Origin of the sequence: Microcoleus sp. FACHB-1515 (assembly GCF_014696105.1) — a bacterium.
Classification (GTDB): domain Bacteria; phylum Cyanobacteriota; class Cyanobacteriia; order Elainellales; family Elainellaceae; genus JAAUTJ01.
Window position 1 is genome coordinate 99,892 of record NZ_JACJPO010000020.1, and the last position, 20,983, is coordinate 120,874.

Here is a 20,983-nt window from a genome sequence, read left to right on the forward strand (position 1 = left end):
CGCATATCTAGAAACGCAATGCTGGCGATCGACCTGAAACCTGTCAAAGTGTTCAAGCTGAATATCTGAAGTTCAGCTACTTTTACACCTTAATCCATTGCTCTTATCCTTCCGTATGTCGTGCAAAACTGTCAATTATTCACGTAAAGTTTTGCAATCTTAAGGATCGATCGCTCATTCATATTTCGACCGATTGTCGATCGAAAACTAACGCTGACCTGTGACAATATAGGCGACTCGCTTGCCAATATTCGTGGCGTGGTCGGCCATCCGTTCAAGGTGGCGAATCACAAGAACAAGCAAAACGATCGGCTCAATTGTGCCTTGAACGTTAGTTTGATGGGCAAGCAAATTGTAGAGTGTAGCGTAGTCTTCATCAACCGCATCGTCTTTGCGTTTGATTGCTAAACCATATTCGGCGTTGAGGTCAGACAAAGCAGCTAAACTCATCGCCAGCATCGATCGCATTCGATCGCACATTGCTAAAACGCGCTCCATGCAGCTATCAGCCGGATAGGGAAACAGCTTGATTGCGATTTCGCCCAAATCTTCGGCATAGTCGCCAATCCGCTCTAGATCGCGCACAAGCTGCATGATCGCGCTCAGCAGGCGGAGATCGCGACTGACAGGCGATTCTAGCGCCATCAGGTTCACGCAGTCTAGCTCGATCTGGCGATAGAACTGGTCGATTTGCTTGTCTTGAATGGCGATGTGGCGGGCGGCTTCGAGGTCGCGATCGAACAACGCCTTGCGAGCAAGCCAGCAGGAATTTTCGACGAGTGCGCCCATGCGAAGCACGTCGCGCTGAAGGCGGCGAATTTGCCGTTCAAAGTGGATTCGAGTCGGTTGAGATACATCCAAGATAGGCTACCGTTTGGGCAATGACGGCATGGGTAAGCGACAAGGGCTTCGATGGAGCGGCAGCGATCGCAGGTATGGTTTGAGTAGGCTATCACTTCTGCATACTCGTATGCCTCTGTCAATGGACACACTAAGAACTTAGATTAACTTTAGCAACGAATGGTTAAGTTAAATCTGTCGTGCCGCTACTTTGAAGGTTCCTTCAATCTAGTAAAGTTTTTGGGCGATCGCAGCAAGCTCGATCACATTACTTGTTACATCATGTAACAACCTGTTCCACATTGTCCAAATTTAGCCGACAGTGATCATCAACCGATCTTTTTGCGATCGAGCAAACGGCAAGCGATTTGTTTCGATCGACTGTTTGTTTCGATCGGCTGTCCATGCGTTTTTGGAGTTTTGAACATGACGATTTCAGATACTCAAGTCTATATTGCGCTTGTTGTTGCGCTGATTCCGGGCATTCTTGCCTTGCGCCTCTCGACTGAACTGTATAAGTAGGTCATTTTTTTGAGGCAAAAGCAGCGTCGATCGAAAAGATCAACGCTGCTTTTTGTTGAAATTCCTCTTCGTGAAGGGATCGATCGCAGCAAGACTACTTGTTGATCCGAACCTGTGGAGTGTTGGGGTTGCCCCTCCTCCACACCTCCAACCCCAGCAGAGGACGATTGCATCTCCTCTGCACTCCTACGCAAGGGCATACTCGCAAGGTCAATGGGCGCTACGCATTGGCTTTCTCGCCGCGTCTCTCGTGTTGCCCATCTTCGCCTCACCCCTCACTCTTGCCGACACGCAACATCTAATTTTTCAAAAAATTCTTGTTTAGACAGTATCAATTTATCCTTGAGCAAACTATATTGGGGCGAGGTGCTTTGATTGCGCCAATTTGTTGTTGAACGCTTCGATCGCAGGTTTTTCTCATGCACGCTTTTCAACCTTCTCGTCACTTGCAGCCCGTCGAATCTCCGCGCAAAGTATCCCCGACTCGATCGAAGCCAAGTCGCAGCATTTCGCGCCAGCCAAAGTATCGTGCCAGAGCGATCGAAACGGGTGCAAAGCTGAGCGTAAATGTGATTTTGACGATCGCGGCAGGAACGGCTTTGGTGAAGCTGCTGCCGTATGGGTTTGCTCAGCAGACGAAACTTCAGGAAATTCATGCGGAAGTGTCGATCGTCAAAGAGCGGGTCGATCGCCTGCAAACCGATTTCAGCCGCAATTTTGATCCGCAGCAGTCGAAAGCGATCATGCAAGAGCAAAGCAGCCGCATTGACCCGCAGCAGCGACAAGTCATTTTCGTGCAGCCCCAGCCTGCTTCGACGACTGCACCCTGAGCGATCGCCTCCGGGAATCAATGGCACAATAAAAGCACGTTGATCGACCCAGATGAGCCAGAACGATGCTGACTTCTACGGATTTTCGCGGACTGTTCACGCGGCGATTTTTCGATCGCTTCATGCCGATTCCGGCCACCAATCAGTTTTCGATCGGGTCGCTCGCCCCGCCTTTTCAACTGATGCACGTCGCCAGCGGCCAGCAGGTACGTCTGTCTGACTACACGGGCAATCGTCAGGAGGACATGGAAGCCTGGAATCGTCCGGTCGTCCTCGCTTTCACGCGCATCTTCACCGAAAAGCAATATTGCCCGCTGTGCTTTCCCCACATCAAAGCGCTCAACGAGTCATACGGTGAATTTGTCAAACGCGGAGCGGAAGTGCTGATGATCGCCAGCACCGACCCGCGTCAATGCCAGGTGATCATCCGCGATCTCGAACTCAAACTTCCGCTCCTGAGCGATCCCAACTGCCGCGTCTTCCGCACCTACCAAACCGGACAGGCACTCGGCGCACCACTTCCCGCCCAGTTCGTTCTCGATCGAGCCGGAAAAATTCGCTATCGCCACTCGTTTTCTTTCTTAGATCCGAATGCGAGCGTCGATCGCCTCCTGTCTGAAGTGGATGCGATTGCTTGAGCGATCGTTGAGGTGAAAAATGAGTTGGGACGTGATCATCATTAGCAACAAAGAAGCGCCTGAAGCACTTACGCTAGATTACGTTGCTCCTGATTGGCTACCAGAATCGATGGGCGATGCTAATTTCGTCCGACAGGCGATTAGCGCTGCTTTACCCGATGTTGATTGGTCAGATCCAACATACGGCGCGTTTTATGGTGAAGGCTTCAGACTCTATTTTTCAGTTGGCGAAAAAAGCGCGATCAACATCATGATTTGGGATATTCGAGGCAATGGCGACCCGATGCCAGCAATTTTTCATCTTTGTGAACAAAACGGCTGGGCTGCTTACGATGCGAACTGCAATCGTAGGATGACGATCGATCAGGCTGGAGATGACTGGCAAAACTGGAAAGCCTACCGCGATCGCGTCACAGAAAAGGGGTGACTCGCGCCACCCCAATCGATCGATTTACAGGCTCACAGGCTCCGGTTTGCGCTGAAATAGCTTGAGGATGCGATCGGCAATTTGCGACGGCATCAAGCCCAACTCGGCCAGCGATTGGTCGGGCGTGGCGTGATCCACGAGCTTGTCAGGAACGCCGATCCGCGTCACGGGTACGGAGATGTCGGCATCGAGGAGGGATTCCGCGATCGCAGACCCAAAGCCGCCCATCAAGCAACCTTCTTCCAAGGTGACGACGCGCCCGATTTGAGCTGCGAGCGGGTGGATCAGTTCCGAGTCGATCGGTTTGGCGAAGCGAGCATTCAGCACGGTCGCCTCGATGCCGTGTTCGCTCAAGATTTCTGCCGCTTGCATGGCCGGATAGACCATCGAACCGTAGCCGACCATCAGCACATCGTCGCCCTGCCGCAGAATTTCGGCTTTGCCGATCGGCAGGGCTTCCCAGCCTTCTTCCATCAGAGGAACGCCGTAGCCGTTGCCACGTGGATAGCGCATGGCGATCGGACCGTTGTGATTCACGCCCGTCACGACCATTTGCTGGAGTTCCGCTTCATCTTTGGGAGCCATCAGCACCATGTTGGGAATGCAGCGCAGATAGGCGATGTCGTACATGCCCTGATGCGTGGGGCCGTCTGCACCGACAATTCCGGCTCGATCCATGCAGAAGAAGACCGGAAGATTTTGGATGCAGACATCGTGAACGATCTGATCGAAGGCGCGTTGCAAGAAGGTGGAATAGATCGTCGCAACCGGACGCATTCCTTCACAGGCCAAGCCTGCTGCGAGGGTAACGGCGTGCTGTTCGGCAATGCCCACGTCGATATACTGGTTGGGCAGTTTCGCTTGCAGTTTATCCAGTCCGGTTCCGGTTGCCATCGCTGCGGTGATGCCGATGATGCGGCGATCGTTCTCCGCTAGCTTCGTCAGCGTGTGGGCAAAAACCTTCGAGTATCCGGGCGGCTTCGGCTTGCTGGCAGGAACGGCTTTTCCAGTTGCAAGGTTGAAGGGATTTTGCGCGTGGTAGCCGACTTGATCTTGCTCTGCAATCTCGTAGCCTTTGCCTTTCACGGTGGCGACATGCACGAGGACGGGACCAGGATGCTGATGGGCGAGTTCAAACGTGGCGATCAGTTCTTCTAGGTTGTGACCGTCTACGGGACCGATGTAGGTGAAGCCCAATTCTTCAAAGACGGCTCCGACTTTCGGAACGGCGAGCCGCTTCATGCTTTCTTTGAAGCGATGTAAATCGGGCGAGAGCGAATCGCCCACAAACGGCAGATGCTTGAACTGTTCTTCTAAGTTGTCGCTCAAGAACTGCACAGGCGGACTGAGGCGCATTTTGTTGAGATAGCGCGGAATCGCTCCGACGTTTGGTGAGATCGACATCTCGTTGTCGTTGAGAACAACCATCAGATTCGTCTTCGGCAAATGTCCGGCATGATTGATCGCTTCTAAGGCCATGCCTCCGGTCAAAGCGCCATCTCCGATCACGGCGACGACTTTGAAGTTTTCGCCTTTCGCGTCACGGGCGATCGCCATTCCCAAAGCAGCGGAAATGCTCGTCGAAGCATGTCCCGCCCCAAAGTGATCGAATTCACTTTCGCAGCGCTTGAGATATCCAGCCACGCCGTCTTTTTGCCGCAGGGTATGGAAGCGATCGAAGCGTCCGGTAATCAGCTTGTGCGGATAAGCTTGATGACCAACATCCCAAACCACTTTGTCGCGATCGAGGTCGAGCGTTTGATACAAGGCCAGGGTCAATTCCACCACACCCAATCCCGGCCCTAAATGGCCGCCGCTCGTCGCCACGGTTTGCAGATGCTTCTCGCGAATTTGACGGGCAATTTGCTTGAGTTGGTGAATCGACAGACCATGCAACTGGTTCGGGTGGGTCAATTCACTCAGATGCATAGAGAAATACCTTTTATGTGTCGTGTCGTTGCAGGTTGCACATCTTTCACTCTAATCCAAACGGCGAAACCAATTCGTTCGCGATGACAGAATTCGCTGGGGACATCTACCCAATTTGGGAGAGGTTTGACGGTGAGAATCCGCAGGCATGTGAGTTAATTTCCGTCAGCGCGATCGCATCAAGATTCGATCGCTGCCACAAAGCACCTAACATTTGATCGCCCCGCTCAAAATTTTGGGCAAGCTACACAAGATCCATTTACCAACTCAAGGCGATCGATCTACGCTAGAAGTTTCACAAGACAAGCAGGTATCAGGTTATAAAGAAAACAACCTGCGCGGCTCACGGCCTTCGATCGACCAAGAACGGTGTTTTTCCCTTCCTCCCCTTCTGTTAAATTCACCTCCGCCCAACTGCGTCTATGACAGAAACACAACGTCCGTCTTCGGCTTCACGGGTTCCGCCGCCGCCCCCTCCGGCTCGTCCTAACCTTAATACCAGCGCTACACAGCAAAATCCGCAGCAGACAATGCCTTTGCCACCCTCCGCACCGACTGGGGTAAAGCCACCTGCGCCGCCTGCTGCGCCTGCCGGACATCGCCCTGCCGCTCCGCCGCCCACCGCTGCTGCGGCCAAGCGCGATCGCCTCAGCAACGGCTCGCCCACCCTGGCGCATCTGGTCAAAGAAGCTTACGAAAAAGGTTTTTCAGACGTTCACGTTGGCGTCGGCGAAGCACCGCGCTTTCGCAATCGCGGCTACATCGACACGACCGAATATCCCGTCACCGATACCGAAACCTTCTTTAGCTGGCTGCGCGAAATTCTTACGGATGAGGAGATCGATCGCTTCCGCAACACGCTCGACTTTGACGGTGCGACGCAATACGATTTCGCTCGCGTCCGGGTCAATTTGTTTGACGGACTGCGTGGTCCCGCCCTTGTCATGCGCTTGATTCCGCTTAGAATTCAAACGCTAGAAGAACTCAACATGCCGCCTGTCCTCAAGGACATTTGCCACTACCACAAAGGCTTGGTGCTGGTGACAGGGCCAACGGGTTCCGGTAAGTCCACGACAATGGCCGCAATGGTGGACTACATCAACAAGGAAATGCCCAAGAACATCATTACGATCGAAGACCCGATCGAATTTGTTCACGTCAGCCGCAAATCTTTGATCAAGCAGCGCGAAGTCGGAATGCACACGCTCAAGTTCGACAACGCCCTCAAAGCTTCGCTGCGGGAAGACCCGGACATCATCCTAATTGGGGAAATGCGCGATGTGGAAACGGTTAACACCGCCCTCAAAGCCGCCCAAACCGGACACTTGGTGATGGGAACGCTGCACACCAATAGCGCCGTGAAGACGATCGACCGGATCTTAAATCTCTATCCACCGGATCAGCAGCAACCGATGCGCGTGGCGATCGCGGAATCGCTCGTTGCCGTTGTCGCGCAAGGCTTGTGCCGCACAACGGACGGCAAACGCGCTGCCTATCATGAGATCATGCTGAATACGGACGCAATTCGCGACTACATCAGCCGAGGCGAACTGGACGAAATCGACGCGATCATTCCCCGATGCAACTTCGACGGCATGATCACGATGAACCAGTCGCTCTACCGACTGTACGAGGCAGGCCGAATTACCGAGGAAACCGCGCTAGAGCATTCACCCAAGCCAAACGAAATGGCGCAAATTCTGCGAGGCCGCGTGTAAAGCGTGGATCGATACCGTTCCGCAAGCTCGCGCACAGCAAAGCTGATCCGTACCGGATCGCCATCCAATCCGCTCCCCCAAGTGTTCAAAGGCATCGCCCTATTTACGCCTGGGGGCGATCTGGTCTACTGCATCGATGAGCAAAAGCAAAGCCGCTGGCATCTGCATCTGTGCGCTGCCTTGCAGGAAGCGCTGGGACTCAGCGAACCACCGCACTTCCTGGTTCCCTGCTACAGCGCAACGATCGATCGCTGGCTTGACCCACACACACAGCAGCTTCAAACAGTGGCTGAAGCCTGCCCCTTCGTCCTCAAATATCAATCGCTGCTAAATGCCCTGTTTGGTACGGATGTGGTTTGGCAAGCGATCGATCGCGCGAAAGAACTGTGCGATCCGGATTTGCTGATCGCCTATCGTCAGCAGTTTCCGCAGCTTTGGCAGGATCACGACCTGGTGCTGCGCTATGAGCAGTCGATCGTGGCGCCCCGGAACGGTATCGACCCACCTCAAGCAGTGGCGATCGAACCTGCTGCCCCACAAGGGTATGTGTTTCGGCTCTTTGTCTCCGGCCAAAGTGCCGCCACTGAGCAGACGCTGCAACATCTGCATCAAATGCTCGAAAATCTGCTGCGCCAGCCCTACACGCTGCAACTGGTCGATGTGCATAAGCATCCCGACCAAGCCGAGCGCGATCAGGTAACGGCGACTCCAACGCTGCTTAGAGCTTGGCCGCATCCCGTCCGGCGCATTGTCGGTGAGTTTGAAGACGCTCATCGCATCTTGCAGATTCTCGCCGCAGCAGATGGGCGCGAAGCTTGACGAATTAGCAGCGTAAGAAATTGAGCAGTTCGCGGTTGACGGTTTGAGGAACTTCTTGCTGAATCCAGTGGCCGCAGTCGGGAATGGTTTTCAGGCATAGCGGAGCTTTCACCCAGCGATCGATCCCTTCCGTCAGCTTGCGACTGAGCAAGGCATCTTCCTCGCCCCACAGCACCAGCGTCGGCACCGTCACGGCAGGCGTAGCCGCTTCCCAAACCGGACGCTGAAGGTGATGCAGCCAGGCCTGCGGTGAAAGCAATTGACGATGGTAGCTCAAGGCAGCAGCGAGAACGCCCGGTTTGGCGAGTGCCGCCTGATAGATTGCGGCATCTTTGGCTGAAAATGCACCTTTGCGGACGGCTTGTTCTTGAAACAAATTTTTCACGAACAGGCGGAGATTTTGCCGAATCAGCCATTCTGGAAGTCCGGGAACCTGAAAAGCCAGCAGATACCAGCTTCGCCTCACCTGATCGACATTGCTGACCAGTTCTTGCAAAAATCGCTGTGGCGGTGGAGCGTTCAGAACGGCCAGTCGATCGAGCAGATGCGGAAAGGTTTGGGCAACGTGCCAGGCGATCGTGCCGCCCCAATCATGCCCGACCAGATGAGCGCGACGATAGCCCAAGTTTTCGATCAGGCCGCGAATATCTTGACCGAGCGTATCCAAGTCGTAGCCCGACGCAGGCTTATCCGAATCGTTGTAGCCGCGCAAATCCGGCACGACGACCTTGAAGTGCTTTGCCAGTGCAGGAATTTGATGCCGCCACGAGTACCAAAATTCGGGAAATCCGTGCAGGAGAATTACGAGTTCGCCTTCGCCCTGCGTGACGCAGTGGAGGCGGATGCGATTGGTTTCAACGAAGCAATGTTGCCAAGCGGTGCTAGACGCAGTCATTCAGTTGCAGCGATGCGTGAAGGTGGAAGAACAAAGCGCCGATCGAGGCGCAACCTCTTAAAGCTGAAAATTGAAACGAAAATTACCGTTTCTCTAGACTAGCATCGAAGGCTGCTTGCCTGGGAACTGCCGATCGCCCGTAGTAAAGCAACAGAGAGGCGATCGATGGTGGGATCGATCGCCCTCTAAAACCTACGGCGCTACCACGTAGGGCGAAGGCAGCGGTTGCACCTGTCCTGTGCTGACTAACGCCTGATAGACAAAGGCCGCAACTTCGGCGCGAGTCGCGGTGCGGTTCGGCTCAAGCTGCGCGACGTTGGGATAGTTGACGATGATGCTGCGCTGGGTGGCAGCAGCGATCGACCCCCGTGCCCAAGTCGGAATTTCGGCATTGTCCTGGAAGCGATCGAGATTCACAAAGCTCTCGCTGCTCAACTCCAAGCCGCTCACTAGCGAGACGAGAACCTGGACGCGCGGAATTCGTTCATCGGGACGGAAAATTTGTCCAGGGTATCCGGTTAGAAAGCCGCCGCGATACGCCGTTTGAATCGCCGATCGCCCCCAGAAATTCGGAGCGACATCTTGAAAGTTGACGACTCCGCGCTTCGGCTGCGGCGAAAATGCCTGGTTGACGATCGCGGCAAACTGCGCCCGCGTAACCGGATCGTTCGGGCGAAACGTGCCGTTTGGGAAGCCGCTGATCACACCGCGCTCTGCTAAAGCCGTGATGTAGCCTTCTGCCCAGTTTCCAGCCACATCGCGGAAGTTAGAATTTCCTCCGGCACTAGCGACAAACTCGACATCGCCTTGAATGCGATCGGCAGCGATCGTATTGCCGATCGCCACAATTCGATTGCTGCGCGTTTGGTTGTACAGGTCGTAGCGCCCATTGTTGCGAATGGTGTTGTTGCCTAAACTGTCTGCTGTCCCCAAATTGGGCAGGGCAGAGCCAACGACGATGATGCCGTCGCGAGTATTGTTTTCGATCGTGTTGCCGCGCAAAATCGGACGGGCAGAATTGCTAATTACGACGCCATCGACGTTGTTGCGGATCTGATTGTCGCGCAGGGTCGGGGTGGACTGGTCGCTAATCGCGATGCCAAAGCCCGTATTGTCAAACACGTTGTTGCGAATTTCGCCGCTGGCCGATCGCACAACCGACACGCCATTCCCCGGATTTCGGGTAAACACATTGTCTTGAATCGTCGGACTAGCTGTGCCTGTGACAAACACGCCTTCGCGCAAATTGTCGGTGAACGTGCTGTTGCGGACGATCGCGCTGCCCACTTCCAGCCAGATGCCCGTGCCGCGAGTATTCGGATTCGTGACGGTGACGCCGCGAATTTCGGCAGTGTTCAGCGCACGAATGGCTGCATTTTGTCCACCAAACGTCGGACTGTTGAACGTGCCGCCGCCCGCAATCAAAACCCTGCTGCCGTTGGTGGACGCATCGCCCTGTAAGCGAATGTTTTGACCCACCACCAGCGGAAACACTTCGCCGCTGTCTCGCGTGTAGCTTCCGGGTGCAAGCTGAATAATCGTTCCTGGCTGAGCGCGTTGCAGCGCATAGGTGATCGTGCGTAAAGCACTTTGCTCGCTGCCGCCCGCCGTCGGCGCATCCGTTCCCAAGCTGGAATTGACGTAAATCACCGGAGCCGTTGACGGCACTTGCGCCACTTCGATCGAGCCAGCAGGCACGGCAACCGCAGCCAGCGGCAAACAGCTAGTCAGCAGCAGGGAAGCCGCGAACCCTGCTTGGAGCGCATGTGAAAATTTCATAAGTTCGAGTTGCCGCAAAAGTGAAGAGGAGCGCGATCGATCACAGCCCGATACGGTTGCGATCGATACCGAAGAAATTGTATAGCAGTGATGCAGCAACAGACCCGCCAAACGCGATCGCAGTTCCCCGTGCAAATCGGTCGATCGACAGAACTCAACTCAAAATTCGATCGCTAGAGTGAACCAGAGACAGCCGAGAACCAGAAACAGCCGATCGCCGTCAAGCACTCTAAACACAAAAAGGAACCTATGGCTTCACGTTTTACTGCGTTGACATCGGCTGCGTTGACATCCGTGCTGCTGACCGTTGCAGGGCTTGTCTTCACCTCCACTGCGGCACAAGCGGCTGACCAAGTGGTGCTGAAATACGGCGTTTTGGAGCGATCGATCGCCGTTTCTGACCTGGAAGCATTTGCCGAAACGGGCGAACTGGCGCGACCCTTACAGCGCTATATTCGCATTTCTGGAGAACAACCAGAGCGAATTCGGCAAACCCTAACGCGAGAATTCACCATCAGTCCGCGTCTGCTCGATCGCCTGCTCAACAATCCGATTGGAGAAGCCGCGCTTGATCAGCTTTCGCAAGCGATCTATCCACCTTCGGGTTCTGCCGATCCTGCCGCACTGCGATCGGCACTTGTCCTTTCCGCGAGCGATGACGATCGCATCAGCATTCTTGAAGTTGTCCGCAACTATCCCACACCGCAGGTTTACATCGACGGCGAACGAGTCGTACAGGCTTACAACCAGCTTCGCGACCTGAGCGATCGCCTCGCCCCCATCCTCGAAGGCATCGGAATTTAGCGCGAAACAGTAGCTCTTAGTAGGCCAGCGTTTCCAGCGTTTCGCGCAAATAGCGCTGGACGCGCTGATCGAGGCTGAGGACGGCAAGGAACTCTTCGCGCTCGGCCTGCCAGCGTTGAAAGCCGGAACTTTGGGCGATCGCTCGCTTCAGGCTGTCCCAAACCGCAGCTTCAGATGAATCATGAGAAGTGACAGAGACCATTTTCAATACTCCAGTTCAAATAGCGCTAAAGCTTTTTCCTTAGCATAACGCAGCGGTTTTTTGGGTGCTGTGCTGCATTACACGATCGGCTGTTCCGGCTGGTCGGTTGCGTCAGAGGTTGCTGGGTCATTGGCGGCGATCGCTTCGCTGGCGATCGCATCTGTTTCGATCGCTTCTTCCAAGTCGGTTGAAGTTGCTTCCGTCACGGTTTCTGTCAACTCGGCAGCAACCAAATCGGCTAGCGCAGGCTCATCGTCCGTTGCAATGGACGGTGCAGGGTCGGCTTGCTCTGCGATCGCTTCGGTTTGGGCAGCGGAAACGGGCGCGGCGACTGAAGGCGGACGAGCAGGAACAGCAGACGGCACAGCAGCGGCAGCAGCAGCCATCGCCAAGGTTTGCGCTTCGGTCAGTGGCGGCACAATTTGCTTGATTTGCCAGCCGAAAATCGAGAAGTTCGATCGAATCTGCTCGATCGGATAGACATCGATCAAAGCAAACTCCGTTTCTTTAATCAGCAAGACGCGCAGCACGCTCAGCGACACCTGCAAAAACAAATTGCTCAGCAAAAATCCGCCGGAGGCAATCAGCAAGCCTAATCCGCGCCATTGCGGAAACTGCGCGGCAGGTTGCAGCACGAGCGGCGCAATTTGATAAAGCTGAAGCAGCACTGCTCCCAACCCGATCGCCACCAGCAGCGTCAAAATCTGATGCCCCAGAGTCTTAAAGCGCTTGAGGATGCGTCGCTGATCGATCGTTAAATACTCTGGCCGAATCGCGACGAGCAACACGCTGAAAATATAAAAAGGCCGCTGCCACTGCATTAAAAAAATCGGCACAATTCCAATCGTCAGCACGATCAGCCGCTCAACAATCGGCGGAAAAATCGGGTCGCCGATCGCCAGCCCCAGCAGGCAAAGCTCCAGCGTCAACGGCAGCACTGCCACCCCTGCAAGATGAATCCAAAGATACGGATCTGACCAAAACGATCGCATAGCGCACAACCCAAGCCACCACTGCAATACTAAGGCAAATAGGTGTAGCGCGAGGAACGGCTCACACGTGCGATCGGGTAAACAAATTCAGTATCGATTGATTCAGAAGTGGAAGTTGGCGATCGCACTACTGGGATGATTCTATTTGTCGCCGCTGTAATTCGCGCAGAATCGATCGATTTCAGCGGCGTTTCAGTTAAAAAATTTGGAAGCTAACGGCTCAAATCAGCGGCGGCAGGTAACCTCGAACTCTCACCGACAACCTACGTTCCGTCCGCACCAACGCAGTGTTAGCCGTCGCCATTACGTTCGATCTCGCGCTCAATAATCTCTTTGACAAACTCAGGCAGTTCCTTTTCCACGCTGACAGCCCTTTGCTTGAGCCTTTCATAAATCTCAACCTCATCTCCTTCCCAAAGCAGATCTATTCTTCTAACCTGTCGCATTGCGATGTGCTCATAGCTTTCTGGATACGCCCAGTAGCAGGATAGACAAATAGACTTATCCTTAATGCTGTTCCAGTTTTCGCAATGTTCGCATGACCACGATTTAGCCCGGTTAGCAGAGCCACAAAGTAACATGAAGTTCTCTGGGGCTAGATCTGGCTCACCATCAACTTCAAAAGGAACACGATGATCAATTTGCAACTCGCGTTCATCTACCTCTTCGACATAAATAAAACACTTACATCCGTATCTGCTAATCAGCGCCTCTTTAATCTGCTTGGATAAACCTGTTCTTCCAGAAAGACGGGTGAATCTTGCCTTGCTAATATCTCCAAATCGATATGCAGCTATTTTTCTGCCGTCACTTCCAGTAACACGAAAAGTCTCTAACGGGATACCATTTTCTCTGACATCTCTAGCCGCTCTTGGAGGATGGTTATAACCATAGGTTTCTTTCAACTCCTCAGTCGTAACAAATCCGTGTTGCAAGATGTGATCAATGACCGCTTTAGGCCTCTTTGCTGTTACAGAGCGACAAAGTTCCAAGAAGTCATCGGGTAGCTGCTGCGAATTCTCCATGCTTTTCCAAGAGGGTTAGCTGCTTTGGTTTCTTGCCAATATCGCTAAAATCACAGATTTTAGTATTCATTAAGCTTTTGGATAAATTTGTCGATAAGTACAACGACTCAATTGTAGCTTCTTCCTTGCCCAGTAATGTAGACTGTGAGGATCTGCCAACTTCGATTTCGATTCTTTCAAGATTTAAGCTTTTAGGAAGAACCTTGCCAAAAGCCTTATCACCCAATTTACCGTCGTAACTGATAGCAAACGCAGATCCTTTTCGGTTTAACCGTTCAAGAGCCAACACAAAATCATCGAAATTTATGCCAGACAGATATCTTGAATCTCTATTTCCGCATACACCTTGATAGGGAGGATCCATATAAATAAAATCGCCTTCCTGAACTTGCTCTAATATTTCTCGATAATCTAAACTCGTAAACTTGCATTTGCCTCTGAGCAGACTAGATACACCTGCCATATTTTTTCTCATTGTTTCAGGTCGTGTTCCTTTGCGTCTTTTGTCCAAACTTTGGTTGAACAATCCTTCAGAATTGTAGCGAACCGAACCTTTAACGCATCTTGCTAGTAGGTAGAGGAACAATTTTGGATCATTAGTTTTATTGAATTTTGACCTGACTTCAAAATAATGAGCCACAGAATTAGTATGTTGCTCATTCCATAGCTCTAAGTAAGAATCTGCTATTTCGTCTGGTCTTTCTATAGATAGTTCTAGTAGCTCGATTAGTGGCTTATTCAGATCATTTAACCAAAAACTGTGGCTAATTTGACTTGCAGATGTAGCAACACTAATCGCAGCAGTTCCAGCAAAAGGCTCTACCAGCCTATTGAAATTTTTTGGAAAAAACTGGAGGATGTGCTTCGCCAGATTCCTTTTGCTGCCTTGATATTGAATGAAGTGGGGTAGATTCGCCATCATCATGCAAGAACAAATAATCTTGCAGCAGTTTATCACGATAGCTTGAGCTTGTCGCTTAACTCCAGCATTTTTTCAAGAGGGACACAGGGGGCGAGGCTGAAGCCTAAAACGGCTAACAATTTACCGCTACGGAACGTTTCCGTATGATGTCCCGTAGCGGTAAATAGGCTGAATCTTGCCGCATAATGTACTGCTCAGGGTGGTTATGCTGAATTGTTCAGTTTTCTTAATCGTCTTTGACCCAGTTTGATACCGTTCCGCAAGCTGCGCGGCCAGCAGAGCTGATCCGTTCTCGATCGCCCTACACGCTTGCAAAATTTTTCCAGCTATAGTAGCCTCAATTATCGCTAATTCCGATGCCGCGAAGCGTTCCAAGGGAGTGCGGCTAACACCCCCAAGGAACTAACCTCCAAAACTGACCATCCCAGCCTGAAGGCTAGCTTCGATTGTATCCGCTGGCCGTCTTGCTGTCGCAGTGAGGCGGCTTCGTTGTGCATGGAGGCAGGGTGGCAGCGGGCAGGTGCGGTCTGCTCGCTGTGTATCTCGTACCCATCTCATGGAGACAATCGAATGACATACGAAGATTACAAAGACGATGACTACGAGGCGATCGAACCGTTCGAGCTACCGGAGCCGTTCTTGCCGATCGAACCGGAACCGCCGCGCCCCATCTTTTTGCCGCCGATCAACGACCCAGAAGTGTTGCGCGTTTTGGCAGTGGGATCAAAACCAGTGGTGAATCGATTTGTGCATCTGCTGCATCGCGCCAACATCGCGCACTATGCCGAGTGGACAGTGTTGATTCCCACGCCAAATCCAGGTGAGTTCATGCGAATGTTGACCAAACGGATTCTGCTTCAGCCCGACGATTTCACCTCGCGCTGATCCGTTGGTACGAGCGATCGAACCTGACAAAAGCCGCTGGAATTCGATCGAATCACAGCGGCGATTTCGTTAAGCAACGAGTTCTGGTTGTGGGGTTTCTTCGGGCGCGGGTAGTTCTTCGGGTAAGCCGAGAATGCGGCGATAGGTTTTGTCATATTCGATCGCCGATTTTTCCCAGCCGAAATCTTCACTCATGCCACGCTGCTGAAGCGCTTTCCAATAATCTTTGTATTGGAAACCTTCCCAAGCTCGCACCATGCAGGTAAACAAATCCAGCGGTTCGTAGCGATCGAAACAGTAGCCCGTTCCCGTTTTTTCAGCCGGAATGTGAGGGAAAACCGTATCAACAAGGCCACCTGTGCGGCGGACGATCGGGACAGAGCCGTAGCGCAACGCCATCATTTGACTGATGCCGCAAGGTTCAAAGCGCGATGGCATTAAAAAAGCATCAGTTCCCGCGTAGATGCGGCGCGAAAGGGCATCGTTGTAGAGCAAGTAGGCGGCCATGCGACCGGGAAAGCGCGAGGCAATTTGCCACAGTTGCGTTTCATAGTAGCGATCGCCCGTGCCCAAAACCACAAGCTGAGCATTCGTGTAGGCCATGAAGCGATCGAGGACTTGAATCACCAAATCCAAGCCTTTTTGCTCAACCAAACGCGACACAATTCCAATGAGAAATGCGCTGGAGTTGACTTCAAGACCGAGTTCTTCTTGCAGCGCAATTTTGTTTGCAGAACGCTGATCGATCGTTTCTGCGGTGAAGGTTTGAGGAATCTGTTTATCGTTCGCAGGATCGTAAACTTCAGTGTCAATGCCGTTAATGATGCCTTCGAGTTTGCCGCTGATAAATGAGAGGAGACCTTCGATCGATTCTCCATATTCTGCGGTTTGAATCTGCTCGGCATAGGTTGGTGAAACGGTCGTTACCAGGTCAGCAAACTGCACGGCAGCAGCCATTGTATTGTGTCCCTGCATGTACCAAGGACACCAGGTAATTTGCTCTAGCCGCCAGCGCCAAGGCCCCTGATAAGCCAAATTGTGAATTGTGAAGACGGTCGAAATATCTGGCGACTGATGCATCCAAACGGGAATCATTCCCGTGTGCCAATCGTGGCAGTGAACAATTTGCGGCTTCCAGTAGTTCCAGCAAAATTCGGCAGCGCCATTGGCAAACAGCGTGAAGCGCCAGTCTTCATCTTCTCCGGCGTAGATGCGGCGCGGTGCAAAGGCGGGATGCGCGAACAGATACAGCGGCACGTCGGTTCCAGGCAAAACCGATTCATACACCTGGAAATTTTGAAACATTGCATAGCCGTACCAAATCGGCTCTTTGGGAATGGTCATTTTGTCGGGCAAAAAGCCGTAATAGGGCAGAAAAATCCGCACGTCATGCCCCATTTCCTTCAGCACTTTGGGAAGCGCCCCGACGACATCGCCCATGCCGCCAACTTTTGCAACCGGAGCTGCCTCTGCCGCCACAAACAAAATTCGCATTTGCCCTTCCAATTCCTGTCATGACTGCCACTACAAGTCTAGTGGCGTGTGGCGATCGTGCAAAGCAAATGTAGAAAGCGCGATCGCCACAATCGCGCAATTGACTTTCCGCGATCTATGGCAAAATCACGAAGCACCTTCGCCGATCGATCGTGAATACGTCTCAGTCTTTCCTGCAAGTTTTCCAAAGCCGCAAAATGGTCGCCCTGCTGCTGTTGGGCTTTGCCTCTGGTTTGCCGTTGTTTCTCACCAGTCGGACGCTGCAAGCCTGGATGACCGTTGAGGGTGTTGATCTTGCTCAGGTTGGCGCAATTAGCCTGGTGGCGCTGCCGTATTCGCTCAAGTTTTTGTGGTCGCCGTTTCTCGATCGATTCGTGCCGCCCTTTTTGGGACGCAGGCGCGGCTGGCTGGTAATTACGCAGATTGCGCTAGCCTTGGCGATCGCGGCGATGGCGGTTCAGCGTCCGGCTCAGGCGCTTCAGTTGTTTGCGATCAATGCTGTGGCGATCGCGTTCCTTAGTGCGACTCAAGATATTGCCTTTGATGCATACCGGACAGATGTTTTGCAGCCGCGTGAACTCGGAGCGGGTGCGGCGGTTGCCGTCCTGGGCTATCGAGTTGCGCTGCTTGTCACCGGATCGCTGGCATTGATTTTGGCCGATCGCCTGCCTTGGCCGACGATCTACTTGGGCATGGCCGGACTGATGCTGCTGTGCATTTTGCCCTCGTTTTTTGCACCAGAACCAGAGATTGCGGTGCGTCCGCCCGCCACATTCGCGGATGCCGTCAAGCTGCCATTCATCGAATTCTTTCAGCGCAAAGGCGTCGCGCAAGGCTTTTTGATTTTGGTATTCATCGTGCTCTACAAGCTCGGTGATGCCCTGGTCAACAACATGGTGACGCCGTTTTTGCTGCAAACGGGTTTCACGCAGGGCGACATTGGCAAAATTCAAGGCGGCATGGGGCTGATTGCAACGATCGTAGGCGCATTGGCGGGCGGAGCGCTGCTGAGTCAGTGGGGCGTGAATCGATCGCTGTGGATTTTCGGTGGCTTGCAGGCGATTAGCAATCTGGCGTATTTCTTGCTGGCGCAGGCCGGACAAAACTATCCCATGATGGTCGTGGCGATTAACATCGAGAATTTCTGCGGTGGATTGGGGACAGCCGCTTTTGTCGCGTTCTTAATGAGTTTGTGCAATCAGCGCTTTTCCGCAACGCAGTACGCTTTGCTGTCAAGTTTGATGGCCGTCAGTCGCGATATTCTGGTGGCTCCAGCAGGTGGAATTGCCGATCGCCTCGGCTGGCCGCTGTTCTTTTTGCTGACGATCGCCGCTGCCCTACCCGGACTTTTGCTGCTGCCGATTTTTGCGCCTTGGAATGTGCAACCTGCCGCGCTGCCGCGTCCCGGACTAGAGGAAGATGCGCCGCCGGAGCGATAAGATGAGAATAAGCTTTACAAATATTTGAATTTGCTCCACATGAAGACGTTTTTTCGGCAGAACATCGCTCCGTTTCTCGTACTGCTTGTCTTTCTCGTTGCGCTGATTGCCACGAGTGCCCGCATTTTCCTGCCCAGCGACATGATTGCCCCCGCGCCGATCGATGAACCCACGTCGCAAATCGAGCGATCGTCGGAAGTCGCCGGACTGCCGCCGAGTCTCAAAGTTTTGGTGCATGGCATTCCCGCCAACACGCTCTAATGAATCCGCCGCTGCCAGCGGGATACGAGCTACGGCGCGGCTCTGGCCTTGACCGCGCCCTGCTTGTGCAGTTCATGCAGCGCACCTACGAAGAACTTTTTCCTGGGCAGCCGATCGCGGAGCGCTCCCGGAACGGTGTCGCCCATCTCGCGCAAACGGTTGATTCGTATCTTTCAGCCGACACGCCGCTGTGGTGGGTCGCAGCCCCCGATCGCACCACTGCCGCCGGACTGTGGATCGGCAACGCCATCGATCAGGTGACGGGCGATCGCCACGCTCACATCTTTTTGCTCTACGTCACGCCCGCCCATCGACGGCGAGGCATTGGCAAGGCACTGATGCAGTATGCCGAGAACTGGGCGCGGCAGCGAGGCGATCGCCAAATTGGACTTCAGGTCTTCCAAACCAATCAGCCCGCTTTGCATCTCTACACCAAGCTGGGCTATGAAGTGCAATCGCTGTGGATGGTGAAATCGCTAGACGAGCGATCGAGTGAAGCGGACAGGCGATCAACGTGAGATGAAGTTGCACAGCGATCGCGTTCAACTCGTTGAATCCTCTAGCTGATAGGCAAAGCTGAACGTTGCCCAGTGGTTTACGTCTAAGGCGATCGCGCTTGACTCACTGCCGCTGGCCTGATGTAGATCTTGCAGCACGGCCTGCACCAGATCGAGCGGCTTAGCGACGGGACGAACTGCGCCCGCTGCGATCGATTCGGCCTGCCCAAACGGAGATGTGCTGAAGATCACGTGTGTCTCAACCCAGCCCGATGCAATCTGCCTGAGCCAGTCATCCGAAGCGATCGTCAACACAGCATCCGGAGCAATTTCGCCTGCTTCCACTGCGGGCGGCAAATAGGCGGTGACGTTTTCGTCGCTGTCTAGCCCGATCAAAATGGCGTAGACCGATCGATCGCTGCGATTGTGCAACTGATAGTCAATTCGGCTGTTGAGCGGTAGGGCGGGCAACACGGCAGGCGGCATGTCGGAAACACGCTGCGGTCGAACAATTTGCGGAACACGATCGCTCATCAGCAGCCTCGCCTCAACGTTCAATTGTGAGGAAGCGCGATTTTCCATTAGGCGCAGCAGCTTTAGCGCCAACAGCGTTTGCAGTTGCGGAGCGAGGCGAGTCACCGCAGTTTTAACGGCTTCGTCGGCTTCGATCAGCGTGTTGGCGATCGCGCTGCGGTCAGTCTGAAACAGGCCGTAGCCTTTGAGCGGTGCAGGTTCAACCTCCGGCGAAACTGAAGCGGTCAAGGTTGGAGCCTGCAACTTACCAAACAGATAGTCGGCATGGTCGCCAGTGGCAACGGCAATGCGCGGCAGAGCGGCAAACGCGCTGGTCGCATCGACCCGCTCGATGCGCTCTAGGCTGCTGTCGAGGGCGATCGTCAAGCTGATGTCCGGCGGCAAAATTCGCACCACTTCCTGCACGATTTGCCCAATCTCCGGCGCTGCTGCATCCGGCTCCATCCAGCGGGCGATCGCAATCAGGCCATCGCGAGACCGAACGATCGCCTGCCGACCTTCCACCGACAACAGCGAACCCGCTGCATAATTTTCGACCACCTGAGGGGGAAGTCCGCCCAGCCAAACGCGAAATCGATCGTCTGCTTCGTTGCCCAAAATCGCGCCGTCTCCCGATGCAGCCATAATTTCCAGCGGCGGAATCGTCTTGGTGTTCAGTTGGGGCTGTTGCGTGCTGAAGCGCTGCGCGATCGCCTTGGCCTGCTCAAACGCCACTGTCAGCTTGGTCTGAGTTGTCTGCCAAAGCTGCTGGGTTAGTGCGTAGGTGAACAGTCCCGCACTGAAGCCGTTCCACTGATATTCAACCGCAGGCTGATCGATCGCCGCCGCACTGAGAATTGTCGGGCGTTGCCTTTGGAGGGTTTTCCGAAGGGCAAGTTCCGCCTCGCTGATTTGACCGACAGGCGCATTGGGACGAGCGCGAATGCGGAGATTGCCCTGCATCGAAGTGCCCAAGCTGCTGAAACCGCAGTCGAGAACGGCAATGACGCGATCGCTCTCTAGCCCGCCCAGCAGCAATTCGAGCGTGTCGGTAAACAGATCCATACAGTCAGGATTTTCTTCGGTCGGCAGCGTGGCATCGATCGGCACGATCGAACTTCGCAGCGTTCCATCTTCCAATTTGACGCGACTGCCCAAACCGCTGAAATGCACAATCACCGTATCGTTTGCTTGGGCTTGGGCGAGATGGAATTGAAAGGCATCCACGATCGCGCTGCGGGTCGCCTGCTGATCGGTCAGGGTCAAAATATCGGCGGGCAAAAAGCCGAATCGTGCCGTCAGCAGTTCACGCTGAAGCTCAATGTCAGTCAAGCATCCGGTTAAAACAGCACCCCGAACGGGCGATCGATCTGCGACCGATTCGGGGTACTGGTTGATGCCGATCAAGAGCGCGAGCTTGCGGCGGGCAGGTTGGGCGAGGGCTTGGGCATAGCGATCGCCCCGCAGCAAAAATCCGACTTCGCTCAAGGTCAGGCCGACCCCAGCCGTCAAAAGTCGCTGCAACAATTCCCGTCGCGTCAGGCTCACCAGA

The 20,983-nt window shown here is 53.8% G+C and carries 21 protein-coding genes; 11 read left to right on the top strand and 10 right to left on the bottom strand.

Going from position 1 to position 20,983, the window contains the following annotated elements; translation table 11 throughout:
- Window positions 1-207 precede the first annotated feature (207 nt).
- Window positions 208-861: a phosphate signaling complex protein PhoU gene (phoU, locus tag H6F67_RS06030; RefSeq protein ID WP_190764341.1), complete on the bottom strand. Its 654-nt coding sequence runs from the start codon at window positions 859-861 to the stop codon at window positions 208-210.
- Window positions 862-1,266: 405 nt separating this feature from the next.
- Here phoU and psaM point away from each other — a divergent pair, with 405 nt between their 5' ends.
- The 4 genes from psaM (at window position 1,267) to H6F67_RS06050 (ending at window position 3,257) form a co-directional block, all read left to right on the top strand.
- The gene (psaM, locus tag H6F67_RS06035) at window positions 1,267-1,362 is read left to right on the top strand and encodes a photosystem I reaction center subunit XII (RefSeq protein ID WP_190764343.1); all 96 of its coding nucleotides are present in this window, start codon (window positions 1,267-1,269) and stop codon (window positions 1,360-1,362) included.
- Window positions 1,363-1,781: 419 nt separating this feature from the next.
- Window positions 1,782-2,192, top strand: a complete 411-nt coding sequence (locus H6F67_RS06040) for a hypothetical protein (protein ID WP_190764345.1) — start codon at window positions 1,782-1,784, stop codon at window positions 2,190-2,192.
- Between the two features lie 65 nt (window positions 2,193-2,257).
- Window positions 2,258-2,830 carry a peroxiredoxin family protein gene (locus H6F67_RS06045; protein WP_190764347.1) on the top strand — a complete coding sequence of 191 codons (573 nt, stop codon included), beginning with the start codon at window positions 2,258-2,260 and terminating at the stop codon, window positions 2,828-2,830.
- A gap of 19 nt (window positions 2,831-2,849) precedes the next feature.
- Window positions 2,850-3,257, top strand: coding sequence for a hypothetical protein (locus H6F67_RS06050; protein ID WP_190764349.1), 408 nt, complete (start codon window positions 2,850-2,852; stop codon window positions 3,255-3,257).
- A 24-nt stretch (window positions 3,258-3,281) separates the two neighbouring features.
- On the opposite strand, the gene dxs is transcribed toward H6F67_RS06050, so the two are convergent.
- Window positions 3,282-5,186, bottom strand: a complete 1,905-nt coding sequence (dxs, locus tag H6F67_RS06055; RefSeq protein ID WP_190764351.1) for a 1-deoxy-D-xylulose-5-phosphate synthase — start codon at window positions 5,184-5,186, stop codon at window positions 3,282-3,284.
- 422 nt (window positions 5,187-5,608) lie between these two features.
- On the opposite strand from dxs, the gene H6F67_RS06060 reads away from it, so the two are divergent.
- Together H6F67_RS06060 and H6F67_RS06065 are read left to right on the top strand one after the other, a co-directional pair.
- Complete coding sequence (locus tag H6F67_RS06060) at window positions 5,609-6,904, top strand: type IV pilus twitching motility protein PilT (RefSeq protein ID WP_190764353.1); 1,296 nt, start codon at window positions 5,609-5,611, stop codon at window positions 6,902-6,904.
- A 3-nt stretch (window positions 6,905-6,907) separates the two neighbouring features.
- Window positions 6,908-7,723, top strand: a complete 816-nt coding sequence (locus tag H6F67_RS06065; RefSeq protein WP_396797654.1) for a circadian clock KaiB family protein — start codon at window positions 6,908-6,910, stop codon at window positions 7,721-7,723.
- A gap of 4 nt (window positions 7,724-7,727) precedes the next feature.
- Here H6F67_RS06065 and H6F67_RS06070 read toward each other — a convergent pair whose 3' ends face one another.
- A complete protein-coding gene (locus H6F67_RS06070) occupies window positions 7,728-8,618 on the bottom strand; it encodes an alpha/beta fold hydrolase (RefSeq protein WP_190764355.1) in 891 nt (296 codons plus the stop codon).
- A gap of 192 nt (window positions 8,619-8,810) precedes the next feature.
- Window positions 8,811-10,397 (bottom strand): DUF1565 domain-containing protein, encoded by a 1,587-nt coding sequence (locus H6F67_RS06075; protein WP_190764357.1) that lies wholly within the window; start codon window positions 10,395-10,397, stop codon window positions 8,811-8,813.
- Between the two features lie 249 nt (window positions 10,398-10,646).
- Between H6F67_RS06075 and H6F67_RS06080 the strand changes: the two genes are divergently transcribed.
- Complete coding sequence (locus H6F67_RS06080) at window positions 10,647-11,201, top strand: alpha/beta hydrolase (protein ID WP_190764359.1); 555 nt, start codon at window positions 10,647-10,649, stop codon at window positions 11,199-11,201.
- A 16-nt stretch (window positions 11,202-11,217) separates the two neighbouring features.
- On the opposite strand, the gene H6F67_RS06085 is transcribed toward H6F67_RS06080, so the two are convergent.
- From H6F67_RS06085 to H6F67_RS06100, 4 genes are all read right to left on the bottom strand, one after another.
- Window positions 11,218-11,403 (bottom strand): hypothetical protein, encoded by a 186-nt coding sequence (locus H6F67_RS06085; protein ID WP_190764361.1) that lies wholly within the window; start codon window positions 11,401-11,403, stop codon window positions 11,218-11,220.
- Between the two features lie 77 nt (window positions 11,404-11,480).
- Entirely contained in the window at window positions 11,481-12,395 is a 915-nt protein-coding gene (locus H6F67_RS06090) for a low-complexity tail membrane protein (protein ID WP_190764363.1), read from the bottom strand.
- A 290-nt stretch (window positions 12,396-12,685) separates the two neighbouring features.
- Window positions 12,686-13,420 (bottom strand): HNH endonuclease, encoded by a 735-nt coding sequence (locus tag H6F67_RS06095; protein ID WP_190764365.1) that lies wholly within the window; start codon window positions 13,418-13,420, stop codon window positions 12,686-12,688.
- Window positions 13,392-14,345, bottom strand: a complete 954-nt coding sequence (locus H6F67_RS06100) for a DNA adenine methylase (RefSeq protein WP_242020525.1) — start codon at window positions 14,343-14,345, stop codon at window positions 13,392-13,394. The genes H6F67_RS06095 and H6F67_RS06100 overlap by 29 nt, the downstream gene beginning before the upstream one ends.
- A gap of 567 nt (window positions 14,346-14,912) precedes the next feature.
- Here H6F67_RS06100 and H6F67_RS06105 point away from each other — a divergent pair.
- A complete protein-coding gene (locus tag H6F67_RS06105; protein WP_190764367.1) occupies window positions 14,913-15,227 on the top strand; it encodes a hypothetical protein in 315 nt (104 codons plus the stop codon).
- A 69-nt stretch (window positions 15,228-15,296) separates the two neighbouring features.
- On the opposite strand, the gene glgA is transcribed toward H6F67_RS06105, so the two are convergent.
- Window positions 15,297-16,721: a glycogen synthase GlgA gene (gene glgA / locus H6F67_RS06110; protein WP_190764369.1), complete on the bottom strand. Its 1,425-nt coding sequence runs from the start codon at window positions 16,719-16,721 to the stop codon at window positions 15,297-15,299.
- 152 nt (window positions 16,722-16,873) lie between these two features.
- Here glgA and H6F67_RS06115 point away from each other — a divergent pair, with 152 nt between their 5' ends.
- From H6F67_RS06115 to H6F67_RS06125, 3 genes are read left to right on the top strand one after another with little or no spacing between them, the layout of a single operon-like run.
- Window positions 16,874-18,160, top strand: coding sequence for an AmpG family muropeptide MFS transporter (locus tag H6F67_RS06115; RefSeq protein WP_190764371.1), 1,287 nt, complete (start codon window positions 16,874-16,876; stop codon window positions 18,158-18,160).
- Window positions 18,161-18,199: 39 nt separating this feature from the next.
- A complete protein-coding gene (locus tag H6F67_RS06120; RefSeq protein WP_190764373.1) occupies window positions 18,200-18,421 on the top strand; it encodes a hypothetical protein in 222 nt (73 codons plus the stop codon).
- A complete protein-coding gene (locus tag H6F67_RS06125; protein WP_190764375.1) occupies window positions 18,421-18,939 on the top strand; it encodes an N-acetyltransferase in 519 nt (172 codons plus the stop codon). Before H6F67_RS06120 ends, H6F67_RS06125 begins: the two co-directional genes overlap by 1 nt.
- 24 nt (window positions 18,940-18,963) lie before the next feature.
- Here the strand turns inward: H6F67_RS06125 and H6F67_RS06130 are convergent, their stop codons facing one another.
- On the bottom strand, window positions 18,964-20,979 hold the full coding sequence (locus tag H6F67_RS06130) for a caspase family protein (protein ID WP_190764377.1): 2,016 nt from the start codon (window positions 20,977-20,979) through the stop codon (window positions 18,964-18,966).
- Between the last annotated feature and the right edge of the window lie 4 nt (window positions 20,980-20,983).

What these genes read in the sequence shown, in the direction of transcription:
- psaM (WP_190764343.1), top strand. Translation starts at nt 1,267, where the DNA reads ATGACGATTTCAGATACTCAAGTCTATATTGCGCTTGTTGTTGCGCTG.
- H6F67_RS06040 (WP_190764345.1), top strand. Translation starts at nt 1,782, where the DNA reads ATGCACGCTTTTCAACCTTCTCGTCACTTGCAGCCCGTCGAATCTCCG.
- H6F67_RS06045 (WP_190764347.1), top strand. Translation starts at nt 2,258, where the DNA reads ATGCTGACTTCTACGGATTTTCGCGGACTGTTCACGCGGCGATTTTTC.
- H6F67_RS06050 (WP_190764349.1), top strand. Translation starts at nt 2,850, where the DNA reads ATGAGTTGGGACGTGATCATCATTAGCAACAAAGAAGCGCCTGAAGCA.
- dxs (WP_190764351.1), bottom strand. Translation starts at nt 5,186, where the DNA reads ATGCATCTGAGTGAATTGACCCACCCGAACCAGTTGCATGGTCTGTCG.
- H6F67_RS06060 (WP_190764353.1), top strand. Translation starts at nt 5,609, where the DNA reads ATGACAGAAACACAACGTCCGTCTTCGGCTTCACGGGTTCCGCCGCCG.
- H6F67_RS06070 (WP_190764355.1), bottom strand. Translation starts at nt 8,618, where the DNA reads ATGACTGCGTCTAGCACCGCTTGGCAACATTGCTTCGTTGAAACCAAT.
- H6F67_RS06075 (WP_190764357.1), bottom strand. Translation starts at nt 10,397, where the DNA reads ATGAAATTTTCACATGCGCTCCAAGCAGGGTTCGCGGCTTCCCTGCTG.
- H6F67_RS06080 (WP_190764359.1), top strand. Translation starts at nt 10,647, where the DNA reads ATGGCTTCACGTTTTACTGCGTTGACATCGGCTGCGTTGACATCCGTG.
- H6F67_RS06085 (WP_190764361.1), bottom strand. Translation starts at nt 11,403, where the DNA reads ATGGTCTCTGTCACTTCTCATGATTCATCTGAAGCTGCGGTTTGGGAC.
- H6F67_RS06090 (WP_190764363.1), bottom strand. Translation starts at nt 12,395, where the DNA reads ATGCGATCGTTTTGGTCAGATCCGTATCTTTGGATTCATCTTGCAGGG.
- H6F67_RS06095 (WP_190764365.1), bottom strand. Translation starts at nt 13,420, where the DNA reads ATGGAGAATTCGCAGCAGCTACCCGATGACTTCTTGGAACTTTGTCGC.
- H6F67_RS06100 (WP_242020525.1), bottom strand. Translation starts at nt 14,345, where the DNA reads ATGATGATGGCGAATCTACCCCACTTCATTCAATATCAAGGCAGCAAA.
- H6F67_RS06105 (WP_190764367.1), top strand. Translation starts at nt 14,913, where the DNA reads ATGACATACGAAGATTACAAAGACGATGACTACGAGGCGATCGAACCG.
- glgA (WP_190764369.1), bottom strand. Translation starts at nt 16,721, where the DNA reads ATGCGAATTTTGTTTGTGGCGGCAGAGGCAGCTCCGGTTGCAAAAGTT.
- H6F67_RS06120 (WP_190764373.1), top strand. Translation starts at nt 18,200, where the DNA reads ATGAAGACGTTTTTTCGGCAGAACATCGCTCCGTTTCTCGTACTGCTT.
- H6F67_RS06125 (WP_190764375.1), top strand. Translation starts at nt 18,421, where the DNA reads ATGAATCCGCCGCTGCCAGCGGGATACGAGCTACGGCGCGGCTCTGGC.